This is a genomic window from Youngiibacter fragilis 232.1 (assembly GCF_000495435.3).
Classification (GTDB): domain Bacteria; phylum Bacillota; class Clostridia; order Clostridiales; family Clostridiaceae; genus Youngiibacter; species Youngiibacter fragilis.
The window spans coordinates 1-12,407 of sequence record NZ_AXUN02000101.1 but is presented as its reverse complement, the minus strand read 5'-3'; the positions used below and the strand labels follow the sequence as shown (position 1 = coordinate 12,407).

The window sequence follows — 12,407 nt, the reverse complement described above, 5'->3', positions numbered from 1 at the left end:
CAGTTTGGATTGTCAACTAAATTGACAATAATGCGATTTTGATGTAAAATGTGAATAGTCAACTTGGTTGACAATATTTAGTGAGGTAGAGTTATGTTCAATAAGGGAGATATGATGATCTATTCATCTCATGGCATTTGCCTTGTGGATGACATCTGCAGCAACAGGTTCCAGGGTGTTGATAAGGACTACTATGTCCTCCATCCGATAGCTGACAGAAAGCTTACAATAAGGATACCAGTGGATAACAAGAGCGTAACCATGCTGGAGCTGATCGAGGAGGAAGAGGCCGAAAAGATTATCGATTCCTTCAGTAAGCCTGGCAGGAGCTGGATAGAGATAAACAATGAGAGGAACCAGATATATTCTGAGACAGTAAGGACAGGAAACAGGAAGGATATCGCAGCTATCGTGAATACTCTTATGAGAAGGAAGTACAGTGCCGAGCAGGCGGGAAGGAAGTTCAGCGACAAGGACAGGAAGCTCCTTAACGTGGTTCAGGGAATACTGTTCACAGAGCTTGCCATATCCCTGAGTACCACCTTCGACGTGGTCAACGAAAGGGTTACAGCGCTTCTTGCCAATGAGGCATGAAGAGGATTGTTTTTGCCACAATAACTCATATTGAAATATGTTGATCAGCAGTTTAGGCTGGGAAGGTTCCGTAAAATTACGGATTAAGGGATCATATGGGAATTAACACAGACAGACTGGCTGCACTGGATACGGTGATCAGCCAGATAGAGAAACAGTTCGGGAAAGGCTCCATTATGAAGCTTGGCGCAAATTCGGCCATGGACATCGAGGTCATCCCCACAGGCTGCCTTGCCCTTGACATAGCACTCGGGGTAGGGGGAGTTCCAAGGGGAAGGGTGATAGAGATATATGGGCCTGAATCCTCAGGAAAGACGACCATCGCCCTGCACATAGTTGCTGAGGCACAAAAGGCAGGGGGAGCTGCGGCATTCGTAGATGCGGAACATGCCCTTGACCCGTCCTATGCAAAGAGGCTTGGAGTAAATACGGATGACCTCATAGTCTCGCAGCCTGATACGGGCGAACAGGCACTTGAAATAACTGAAGCGCTTGTAAGGTCAAATGCCATAGATGTCATTGTCGTTGACTCAGTCGCTGCGCTTGTTCCCAGGGCAGAGATAGAAGGGGAGATGGGAGATTCCCATATGGGACTTCAGGCGAGGTTAATGTCACAGGCGCTTAGGAAGCTTACCTCTGTAATCAGCAAGTCGAACTGCATTGTCATATTCATAAACCAGCTCAGGGAAAAGATCGGAATAATGTTCGGGAATCCAGAGACTACCACCGGAGGAAGGGCCCTTAAGTTCTATTCTACGGTCAGGCTTGATATCAGGAGGATCGACTCCATCAAGTCAGCTGATGAAGTGGTAGGCAACAGGACCAGGGTAAAGGTGACCAAGAACAAGGTTGCACCTCCATTCAGGCAGGCTGAGTTTGACATCATATACAACGGAGGTGTCTCGAGGACAGGCTGCATTATAGATATCGGAGTCAATGAAGGAATAGTAGACAAGGGCGGAGCCTGGTTTTCATACAAGGGTACGAGGCTTGGACAGGGCAGGGAGAATTCAAAGGTTTTCCTTAGGGACAATCCTTCTATCGCAATGGAAATAGAAAACAGGATAAGGGACAGGTTCAAACTGCCGCTTTTAAAGGATGATGGAGCAGTCGAGATTGCGGAGCAGCAAGCGGGAAAAACGGAGGAAAGGATTTAATCGTAGAAGGCGCTAAACCGGAAAAACGGTTGAACGCCTTCTGCTTCTTGTGTTATTTCAGGGATGGGTCTGGTTGGCGAAAAATAATCAGAAAATTGAAAAGATTAGCATTATGAAGCGTTAGAGAGCATTCAGCAGATAATCATTATTAATTGACTGAAATAGCCGCTTGCAGTATTTGATAATGAACTGGTACGCCCTTATAATAAGAACAAGCTCCAAGGATTTCCCAAGACAGAAGACTTAAAGAGCCGGATAACGAAACAGAACATTTCTTCAAACCAAAAGTATCGGTAAAGTAAAATTTACTATACCCTTAAAGAAAAAGAGAAAAAGGTTTGAAAAAGAATCAGATCATGGAAATTCAAACAAGCATATTACCTGAAAAGATAAATGCAAAATTTGAAAAGAAATGAAATGAGACTTTGACAAACAAGAAGTAACTGATTCAATAAGGATGAAGAACTCAAGGAAAGAAAGAAAATGGGAAACGGAAATTGAAGGTAAAGTAAGAGGTATGTTGATAAAGGTTCGTTGGAGCCCATCTTTTTTAAAACAGACAGCTGCTGCAAATCCGGATTCAGAGATGCAGCAGCTGTCTGTTTATATCGTTACTTTCTGTTGTAAGCGGCAATATAGGGAAGGTTCCTGTAGTTCTCGTCATGGTCAAGGCCGTAGCCGACCACGAACTGGTCTGGCATATCAAAGCAGCGGTAGGCTAAAGGGATGTTCAGGAGCCTTTCGGAGTGATTGTCGAGAAGAGTGCATATCCTTATGCTTGCAGGCCTGCACCGCTCCAGGTGCTGGCGTATGTAGCCCAACGTAAGGCCTGTCCCGACAACATCTTCCACTAGCAGGACATGGCGACCCGCAATGTCTATGTCGAGGTCCTTTATGAAGCTTACTGTCCTTGATTGGGCTGTGTCACCTTTTGGCACCCCTATGGCGAGAAAGTCAATTTTCAATGGGGTCTTGAGTCGTCTTGTGAGGTCCGTGAGGAAGAAGATCGAACCTTTGAGGATGCTTACGACAATGAGTTCCTTGCCAATATAGTCACGGTCTATCTCATCTGCTACCTCACCAATCCTTCCTGCTATTTCATCCTCGGTGAAAAGGACCTTTCCCAATCCGTTACTCATTTATATTTCCTCCAAGCATTCCAAACCTCTTTATGAGTGTATGGAAGTCCTTCTTATATACAATGTTTATGTTTGTTCCCGGGTAAAGCTTCCGGAGCTGTTCAACCTTCTTCTTCTTTTCAGAGACATACTTCTGGTTCATGGTGGTTAGTTCTATATATGTATCGAACTTCGGAAGGTAGAAGTCAGGTGAGAATGCAAGTACGATGTTTCCTTCAGCATCCCATTTAATCGGGAAGGTCCGGGGCTCATACTCCCATTCAAGGCAATACATGTCAAGGATCTTTGCGAATTCCTCTTCGGAGGGGTGCTTGAAGACCACCGTCTTTTTGCTGCCGTTTCCATTTGGATCGGGAACCCTGCCGGCTTCAAGCAGCCTGTTTTTAGCAAGGCTGGAAATCGCCTCAGCGGCGTCCGATATGCTTAGCTTGTCCGTGTTCAGTGTAAGGTCATATAGAAGGGGGTCAGCCCAATCCTTCTCATATATCATGTTTATGTATCTCTTGTGCTTACGGTCCGTGATCTCCAGAAGCCTCTCAGAGTCTTTCCTGTCCAGGTGGTTTGACTTCATTGCCCTTCCGATTCGCACCTCCTGTGAAGCCATGATCCTTATATGAATGGCTTCAGAATGAGATGCGAATATGATCTGGGAACCCATTCCGCTGATTATTGCGGATTGGTCCTTAACCACTGTCCTGAGCTTGTTTTCAAGGAATTCAGAATAGGTCATCCCGGCTCTGGATGCATTAAGGTAATAGCCAGGGCTTTCAGACAGCATATGAAGCTCGTGCCTGTTAGCTATTTCCGGAAGCCAATCGTTCATGGCTGTCTGCCTTGTGATTACAGGAAGGGAGAGGATCCTTGACACTTCCTCCGCTATCTCATCACCGAGGCTTCCTGTCTGTCTGGATATTGTGATCAACAGCATAACATCACCACCTGCCTAATTTCTGCTCACTTTCATTTTAGCATGAATATCACCCTCGTCGTATTCAAGTGGTGATGAAATGTTAGGGGTGGAGCTTAAAAGTACCATTAAGTTTTCATATTCTTAATGGATTGACAAAATTTAACATGATACAATTATTCTTGAGGAAAGACAGCAGTTATTCTGTTCGTCTGTAAATATAGGAGGCAGTTAAATGAGTAAGATAGTACCGCACCTGTGGTATGACAAGGAAGCAAGAGAAGCAGCTGATTTCTATGTTGGAGTATTCGAGGATTCGATGATTACCGGGGGAGCCATCCTGGAAGATACACCGTCGGGAGACGCTGAAACGCTCACAATCAAACTTGCCGGACAGGATTTCATGCTGATATCCGCGGGGCCCTATTTCAGGTTCAACCCTTCCATTTCATTAAGGGTGGACTGCAGCTCTGCGGAGGAGGTTAACGGCCTTTGGTCGAAACTGTCTGAAGGTGGAAGCATCCTCATGGAGCTTGATTCGTATACTTTCAGTGCAAGATACGGGTGGTGCGCGGACAAATATGGGCTTTCATGGCAGATCATGCTGGTGGATGGTGAGATCAGGCAGAAGATCACCCCGACACTCATGTTCGTTGGGGAAGAGTATGGAAGGGCTGAGGAAGCCATAGCTTTCTACACTGAAGTCTTCAGGGATTCTAAGCAGGGAGACATGACCAGGTATGGTGAGGGATTGGAATTCGACAAGCCGGGAACGGTGATGTATGCTTCATTTTCCCTGGAGGGAATGACCTTTGCGGCTATGGACAGCGGCTATGCCCATGAATTTCAGTTCAACGAGGCTGTTTCCTTCATTGTGAACTGTGAAAACCAGGAAGAGATAGATTACTATTGGGACAGGCTTTCCTTCGTTCCTGAAGCGGAACAATGCGGCTGGCTGAAGGACAAATTCGGGGTTTCATGGCAGATCGTACCGTCGGCAATGGATGAGATGATGAAGACCGGGGACAAGGAAAAGATCAGAAGGGTAACTGAAGCGTTCCTAAAGATGAAGAAGTTTGACATCGCAGCCCTTGAGAAGGCATATGAAGGATAGTGGTCTCAGCGGTCTGGTGAAACTGAATATAAAGCAGAAAGCAGCCGATTTGGCTGCTTTTTATGTTGTGAATTTGAAGTATCAATGGTTTTCTGGTCACTTCGCTAGGTCAAGCTTCTCCAACAGCTGTTTAACTGTAAGTTCTATGTTTCCTGCTATGTCCAATCCAAGCAGGTTCTGTATGATGTGGAGCTTGCCGTGTGATACGCCAAGTCTCTCAGCGTCCCTGAACAGATAGTAGCTTACTGAATCAGCCTCAATGCTGGCGTCTATTCCATTCCTTCTTATCTGTGATTCTACGGTATCCTTGAGTTTTGCTGCGAGAAGCTTTGATTTGGCTTCATTCCTTGTAGCCGGTGCAAGGAACACATCGGCGCTCATCCCTTCGAAATACCCGGCTGCACCTATAGTTGACAAGGCATCGACAACCGCATCTTCAACCTTCATGTTGTTGTAGCTTCTTCCGCCAAACAGTTCCTCTGCCTCTTCATTCATGGGATCGATACCCACAACACGCTCAAATATGTTTGCGTGAACCATCAGGCTTGGATTGGCATCTATGCTTATGTAGTAATACGGGGTAAGGTATGCTGCAAGGAACAGGCCTACCATGAATACTGCTGCAACAGCGGTAGCTGCTGCAAAGCTGAAGACTCCGCTGGAAGATACATCGACCGGAAGCTCTTCACCTAAACGGTAGCTGTTGTTCCTGATCTTGATCCTGATCCCGTCTTCCCTTTTAAGCATTGCGTTCTTTCCCTCTATCTTTTCAACATATGCTCTCATGATTTACCTCCACTTTTCTGATATTGTCACTTGGATTGAAGTCCTCAATTCATCGAAAACCAATTTTTCACTGGATATTTCATTGATGAAATTGATATTTATTGTAGAATTAATATCAATTATTAGATTGACCTTCGTTTACATTATAATACTATAATTTGAGGTGTTTGAAAATAGTTTTTCACATTATTAACTAAGTTACTTTTCTAACAAAAAAATGAAAATAACAACAAAATACTTGATTAAAACTGAAGTATAATCAAAATTAAATGGAAATAATGCGATTATCAAATTTAAGCAGATAATTTAATGAGATTGTCAAATAATGGCAATCTAATCATGAACAGAAAGCAAATTTGTGTATGAGTTTCAGATTAGGTTCAATCATACTAATGCATTTTTGGAAGATGGATGCCTGTATCCTTCAACAATCTGCACTTTGTCGGGGGTATTGGTTCCATATGCTTTGCTATATACTGTGGGGGATATATAATTAGGGGAAAAGGTGGGAGTTAGTTTAGCTTCCGTACAGATTTCATTATTAGTATTGAGGGGTTGTTTTATGGAAAAGGTTTGTCTCTTGAGGCATGACAGCTATGATGTTGATTCACTTGAAAGGAAACTGAGGGAAGGCTTTGAAATGCTTGGAGGGGAGGCATATCTCAGAAAGCTTATACCGGCTGGAAGCAGGGTGCTGCTAAAGCCCAATCTTCTCAGCATGGTCGAGAAGGGCTCCCCGGTAATAACACACTATGCCATGTTTGAGGCAGTTATAAGGATCGTATCGGAGTACTCAGATGACATCTCCTTCGGAGATTCTCCTGGCTCCTCGGATGCCAGGAAGGCAGCCGAAAAGGGTGGCCTCATTGAGGTCGCTGACAGATATGGAGTGAAATTCGCGGATTTTAGGGATGAAGTCCACGTGGAGCTTGATGATCCGATCATGTTCAGGTACTGGGATGTTGCCAGGGCACCTTATGAGGCTGATGTGGTGATATCTTTGCCTAAGCTCAAGACCCATGCCATGATGTACTATACCGGTGCTGTAAAGAACCAGTTCGGCTGTCTCTATGGATCACAGAAAGCTGTCTGGCATACGAAGCAGCCTGACCCGATGAATTTCGCAAAGATGCTGCTGGACCTCAATTCTCTGGTAGGAACTAGCTTTGCAATACTGGACGGCATTGTCGCCATGGAGGGCAACGGACCGAGGAACGGGACGCCGAAGAGGCTTGATTCAATAATAATGGGAGAGGACCTTGCTGCGGTTGATTCTGTGGCGGTAAGGCTCATAGGATATGACAAGGTCCTCCACGTACCGTTCCTGAAGGCGGTCCGCGAGACAGGCTGGGGAAAGGTAATGCCTGAAGACATCGAAGTACTGGGTGAGACCATCGACTCGCTTAAATGCGATGACTTCAAGCTGTCCAGAAGCGCCGGTGCAGTAAATTTCCTGAGCCCCAAGCTTAACAATCTCATCGGGTCACTAACGGCTCCGGACCCAGTGGTTATCGACGAAAAATGCATAAGCTGCAGGATGTGCGACGAAGTCTGTCCAAGGAGACCTGATGTCATAACCTTTGTCGAACGTAATGGAAAGAAAGTCCCGAAATGGGACTACAGCAAGTGCATCAGGTGCTTCTGCTGCCAGGAGCTCTGCCCTAAGGGTGCCATAGTGACAAGAAGGAAGCTTATCGGTAAGCTGTTTCGGGTAGGATAGGAATGGAGAACAGCATATTCAATGTTGGGAACTACAGGATTTCAATCCATGATTTCAGCAGGTCATCGAGCTCCAAAGTGATCTATCTCATAGGGGAAGAGACTGAAAAGCTTCTTCCTCTTGTGGTAGACCTGGATATCGTCCTTGTTTCAATAGAAGGTATAGACTGGGAGAGGGACCTTACCCCTTGGGAGGCTCCTGCAGCCTTCAGGGGACAGCCTGTCTTTTCAGGCAAGGCAGATGAGTTCCTAAAGATTCTGGCAGATAAGATAATGCCGGAGGCTGAGAAGGGATTGACTGGCTCAGGGCATAAAAGAGCAATAGCCGGTTATTCGCTTGGCGGCCTGTTTGCGCTTTATTCCGCGATGACTTCAAAAGATTTCACCTCAGCTGCTTCCATGTCCGGATCCCTCTGGTACGACGGGTGGCTTGACTTCGTCGAGAACTTCAGCTCATCCAGCAAATACCCCAGGTTTTATATCTCCCTTGGTGACAAGGAGGAGCGCTCAAGGAATCCCAGGATGGCGAGGGTCGGGGATTGGACAAGGAGGACATGTGGGCTTCTTGAAGAAAAGGGGTATAAGGTCAGTTTCGAGATGAACGAGGGCAATCATTTCTTTGAAATACCGGAGCGTATCGCAAAAGGCATAAGGTTCATATCTGAAGGTATATAGTGCAAAGGAATTAAAAATTTTACATTGCATCAAATTGAGAGTATAATTGGAATGCCGCAAAAATTAAGCGGCATGACGCTTCTGTAATGAATAACAATGGTCATCCATTCCGGCGTAACAGGATAAGCACCTGATTTAAGCGGTTGTTCCTCTGGTGGAACCAGAACTGCTGACAGACTGGGTCCTATGAAGCCGGATCATTTTTATGATTGAAGAAGTCTGATTTGTATAGCGCATACTGCAAAAGGAGAAATTATTGTTATTTGAAAATCTTGATATCATAAAGCAAATACAGAAGTCACTTAAGGAAGAAGGCTATCTTGAAGCCACAGACATACAGGCGCAGTCGATACCGGCACTGCTTAAAGGCAAGGACCTTCTGGGCACTGCACAGACAGGGACCGGAAAGACAGCCGCATTTTCAATTCCCATACTGCAGGGGCTTTCGGGCGAGCAGAAGAAGGGCAGGAAGGAGATCAAGGCTCTCATACTTGCACCTACAAGGGAGCTTGCCATACAGATAAAGGACAGCTTCACGTCCTACGGAAGGCACCTCAGCCTGAAGACAATGGTTCTTTTCGGGGGTGTGTCACAGAATCCTCAGACGGATGAGCTGTCAAGGGGAGCTGACATACTTGTCGCAACTCCTGGAAGGCTCCTTGACCTCATAGGGCAGAAGTTCGTGAATCTTGACAAGGTGAAGTACTTTGTCCTCGATGAGGCGGACATGATGCTTGATATGGGAATGATACATGATGTGATGAGGATAATCGGATTCCTTCCAAAGGTAAGGCAGACCATGTTCTTTTCAGCAACAATGCCGGATGAGATCTCGAAGCTTGCCGATTCCATACTGAAGGACCCTGTAAGGATCAGTGTGGCTCCAGTAGCGTCAACAGTCGACACAATTGACCAGTCGGTCTATTTCGTTAACAAGGCCAACAAGATAAAGCTGCTTGAAAAGCTCCTTAAGGACAAGGACATAGATACTGCACTTGTATTCTCAAGGACAAAGCATGGGGCTGACAAGATAGTGAAGCAGCTGGACAAGAGCGGCTTCCAGGCTCAGGCAATACATGGAAACAAATCCCAGGGCGCAAGGCAGCTTGCCTTAAGCAACTTCAAGGAGAGAAAGACAAGGATCCTCGTTGCTACGGATATCGCCGCAAGGGGAATAGATTTGGATGAGCTTTCCCACGTAATCATATATGACCTTCCGAAGTACCTGAAACCTATGTGCACAGGATAGGAAGGACCGGAAGGGCAGGACTTGGAGGAACGGCCATCTCGTTCTGCGACCAGGAGGAGAAGCCTCTCCTCAAGGACATCCAGAAGCTGATTTCGAAGAGCATACCAGTGGTTTCTGACCATCCGTTCCCGCTTGTTGAGGTTCCGACAGAAGCAGCTTCCTCACAGCCGGTCCAAAGGGGTTATGGGAATCAGCAGTCTTCAGGCAGGAGACCTGATTCATCCAGGCAGAACCAGCAGCCTAAGGGCATGAGGGGTGCAGATTCCAAGCAGCAGAGAAAGCAGTACAACAGAAAAGCATTTTAAAATGGTCCCCCGGAAGGTATTCCGGGGGATTTTGCTTTCCTGAGATGAATCCACAGGGTCTTTTACGGAAACTTCAGCAATAAGGTACGGATTTTTGCGTTCTTCTTGCTTCAATTGTGAGCCCTTCATTCGGGGAAATCAAGACCTTGCAGCAGTAGAATCAGATTAAGGAAAGAGATGGCATAGCCGTTTTCTTAAATAAAATGCAGCAGGGGAGAGATGAAGATGTTCGAAAATGACGAGGTCAAGGAAGATATTGTTGAAAGGGATGGAATAGAGAGACAGGGCGAGTGGGGTTCTGCAGAACCACCCAGGAGGAAGAGGAAGAAGTGGGGAAGGATAGCCGCCGTTGCTTCAATATGCCTCGCGGTTTCAATAGGCTCACTTTTGGATGCCATGGGGAAAGATGTCACAGACAGCTCATCGGAATCAGCATCGGTGGAAGCGGTCTTCCTCACTGGAAGCCTTTCAGAAAGCCTTAGCATTCCGGAAATCGCGGAACTGGCAGCACCCTCAGTTGTTGAGATAACCACGGAGGTGATCGTCACTGGCCAAAGGACACCACAGTACGTATCTGAAGGAGCGGGCAGCGGAGTCATTATAACCGAGGATGGCTACATAGTGACCAATAACCACGTCATAGAAGGAGCAGAGAAGATAACAGTGAGGCTTGTATCAGGAGATGAGTACGAAGCCGAGCTTATCGGGACCGATGTTGAGACCGATATTGCGATAATAAGGATTGAAGCTTCCGGACTTTCACCGGCAACCCTTGGTGATTCATCCACTCTGGTTGTAGGCAATGATGTTGTAGCGATAGGCAACCCCCTTGGGCAGCTGGGTGGCACGGTAACTGATGGTATCATCAGCGCACTGGACAGGGACATAACCCTGGACGACCAGACAATGAGCCTGCTTCAGACCAATGCGGCGATCAACCCGGGAAATTCAGGAGGAGGCCTCTTCGATGGCTCAGGAAACCTCATTGGCATAGTTGTTGCGAAGTCATCAGGAACGGATGTGGAAGGCCTGGGATTCGCAATCCCAATCAATGATGTGAAGTCAGTGATGCTCGAGCTGATGCAGAACGGCTATGTCAGGGGAAGGATAAGCCTTGGGATGACCTTCCTGGATATCGCGTCAAACCAGGAAGCCATGATGTACAGGGTGTCGCAGACAGGAGTATACGTACTCAAGGTGACAGGTGGAAGCAATGCTGAAGCTTCAGGGCTAAAGAGCGGAGACCTTATAGTTTCGGTTGGCGGTACCGAGGTCTCAACAGCAGCTGAGATAACAGCTGCACTCGATGGATACGAGGTCGGAGACAGCGTTGAGATCAAGGTCATAAGGAACTCAGCTGAAAAAATATCCACACTGATACTCGAGGAAAGCAAGCCCTCCAATTAAGGCTTAAAACATAACACATACTTAATATGGATTTTACCAAAGCAAGGTAACAGTATCCGAATATTTGGTTTACAATCTGATTACCATATTTTTGAGGTGATCAGATAATGCTGAAGGTATTGTTCGTATGTGTGCACAATTCTGCAAGAAGCCAGGTGGCTGAAGCGTTTCTTAATAAGCTAGGCGGTGAGCATTTTGAAGCCGAAAGCGCAGGGATAGAAGAGGGGAACCTGAACCCCCTGGCTGTAAAGGTAATGGATGAGATAGGAATTGACATAAGCAAAAACAAGACAGACTCAGTTTTTGACTTCTACAGGAAGGGAAAGTCATATTCAATTGTCGTAAAGGTATGCGACGAGATAAACGGGCAGAGATGTCCCATATTTCCTTCAGCGCTGCATACTCTGAGCTGGAACATTGAGGATCCTGCAGACTTCAGGGGGACTGACGACGAGAAGCTTCAGGAGACTAGAAGGGTGAGGGATGAGATCAAGGACAGGGTGGAGCAGCTAATAAGCCAGTACAGGGAGTATTCGATCACCAGAAGGTGAATCGGATTGTCAGGACCTCATAGTCAATTTACATTAATGGACAGATAAACCAAAGCCATCCGGAGAAAGGCTCTTCGGATGGCTTTGAAGCGTTTCAGGACTTATGGTCTTACTGTAAGCTTTCCGGCTTTTTCCAATGCCTCCATAACACTTTTATCGTTTCTCGGGTCATTGCCTTTATAGAAGGATTCTCCAGGATATCCGAGGCTGATCCTGACGATATTGTCTTCAGTGGAAGTGAATGGAAGCATTATCACTACCCCTTCAAAGGACATTGATGAAATTGGTGTCCAGAATGCCCCCCAATAGATCGGCTGTCCATCGACACAGACAAGGAAGGATTTTCCTCTTGTCGAGACATCAAGCCCATCAAGTCTCCTCATACCCTCTGCTGTAAGCAGCATAGCGTGCTCTCCTGCATCATAGGATACAAGTTCCTTTTCAGTGAGGAGCGGCATGGAGGATTTCTCAACGTGGCTGAGAGCTTCCATATTTGCTGGCGCGATATCGTCCTTTGTAAGGTATATGGCAAAGCCTTCAGCACTCTTTGCGCTGCATCCGGGAAGAACAGGTATCGACGAGATGCATAAAAAGAGTAAGATAACTGTCTTAAACTTCCTGGACATGATAATCACTTCCTAAAGGTAATCTCAACCTGAGTATACCACTTCGCTGCATTACGTTCCATTAAGCTTTCAGGAGCTGAAAGCTATCCCCGAAAATGGCATACCTGCTTCACTATCACAAAATGCAGCAATGGCATGAACTGAAGTCAAGTTTGGGATATAATTTATTAGGAAAGAA

Annotated in this window: 11 protein-coding genes and 1 pseudogene; 8 read left to right on the top strand and 4 right to left on the bottom strand. The window is 46.2% G+C overall.

Translation table 11 applies throughout. From position 1 onward, the window contains the following. Positions 1-93: 93 nt before the first annotated feature. Together T472_RS05825 and recA are read left to right on the top strand one after the other, a co-directional pair. Entirely contained in the window at positions 94-594 is a 501-nt protein-coding gene (locus tag T472_RS05825; protein WP_023383291.1) for a CarD family transcriptional regulator, read from the top strand. A 95-nt stretch (positions 595-689) separates the two neighbouring features. Beyond that, positions 690-1,751 (top strand): recombinase RecA, encoded by a 1,062-nt coding sequence (gene recA, locus T472_RS05820; protein ID WP_023863408.1) that lies wholly within the window; start codon positions 690-692, stop codon positions 1,749-1,751. 611 nt (positions 1,752-2,362) lie between these two features. Here the strand turns inward: recA and hpt are convergent. After that, positions 2,363-2,890, bottom strand: coding sequence for a hypoxanthine phosphoribosyltransferase (gene hpt, locus T472_RS05815; protein WP_023383309.1), 528 nt, complete (start codon positions 2,888-2,890; stop codon positions 2,363-2,365). Continuing rightward, complete coding sequence (locus T472_RS05810; RefSeq protein ID WP_023383310.1) at positions 2,883-3,818, bottom strand: cytidylate kinase family protein; 936 nt, start codon at positions 3,816-3,818, stop codon at positions 2,883-2,885. Before T472_RS05810 ends, hpt begins: the two co-directional genes overlap by 8 nt. Positions 3,819-4,032: 214 nt before the next feature. On the opposite strand from T472_RS05810, the gene T472_RS05805 reads away from it, so the two are divergent. Further along, a complete protein-coding gene (locus tag T472_RS05805; protein WP_023383311.1) occupies positions 4,033-4,911 on the top strand; it encodes a VOC family protein in 879 nt (292 codons plus the stop codon). A gap of 96 nt (positions 4,912-5,007) precedes the next feature. On the opposite strand, the gene T472_RS05800 is transcribed toward T472_RS05805, so the two are convergent. Then, positions 5,008-5,697: an anti-sigma-I factor RsgI family protein gene (locus T472_RS05800; protein ID WP_023383312.1), complete on the bottom strand. Its 690-nt coding sequence runs from the start codon at positions 5,695-5,697 to the stop codon at positions 5,008-5,010. 562 nt (positions 5,698-6,259) lie between these two features. On the opposite strand from T472_RS05800, the gene T472_RS05795 reads away from it, so the two are divergent. From T472_RS05795 to T472_RS05775, 5 genes and pseudogenes are all read left to right on the top strand, one after another. After that, positions 6,260-7,417: a DUF362 domain-containing protein gene (locus T472_RS05795; protein ID WP_023383313.1), complete on the top strand. Its 1,158-nt coding sequence runs from the start codon at positions 6,260-6,262 to the stop codon at positions 7,415-7,417. Between the two features lie 2 nt (positions 7,418-7,419). After that, positions 7,420-8,091, top strand: coding sequence for an alpha/beta hydrolase (locus T472_RS05790; protein WP_023383314.1), 672 nt, complete (start codon positions 7,420-7,422; stop codon positions 8,089-8,091). A gap of 256 nt (positions 8,092-8,347) precedes the next feature. Next, positions 8,348-9,645 (top strand): annotated as a pseudogene (locus T472_RS05785) (DEAD/DEAH box helicase). Between the two features lie 219 nt (positions 9,646-9,864). Next, entirely contained in the window at positions 9,865-11,052 is a 1,188-nt protein-coding gene (locus tag T472_RS05780; protein WP_023863407.1) for a S1C family serine protease, read from the top strand. Positions 11,053-11,159: 107 nt separating this feature from the next. Beyond that, positions 11,160-11,603: an arsenate reductase ArsC gene (locus tag T472_RS05775; RefSeq protein ID WP_023383316.1), complete on the top strand. Its 444-nt coding sequence runs from the start codon at positions 11,160-11,162 to the stop codon at positions 11,601-11,603. A gap of 101 nt (positions 11,604-11,704) precedes the next feature. Here T472_RS05775 and T472_RS05770 read toward each other — a convergent pair whose 3' ends face one another. Further along, a complete protein-coding gene (locus T472_RS05770; protein ID WP_023383317.1) occupies positions 11,705-12,229 on the bottom strand; it encodes a hypothetical protein in 525 nt (174 codons plus the stop codon). Positions 12,230-12,407 lie beyond the last annotated feature (178 nt).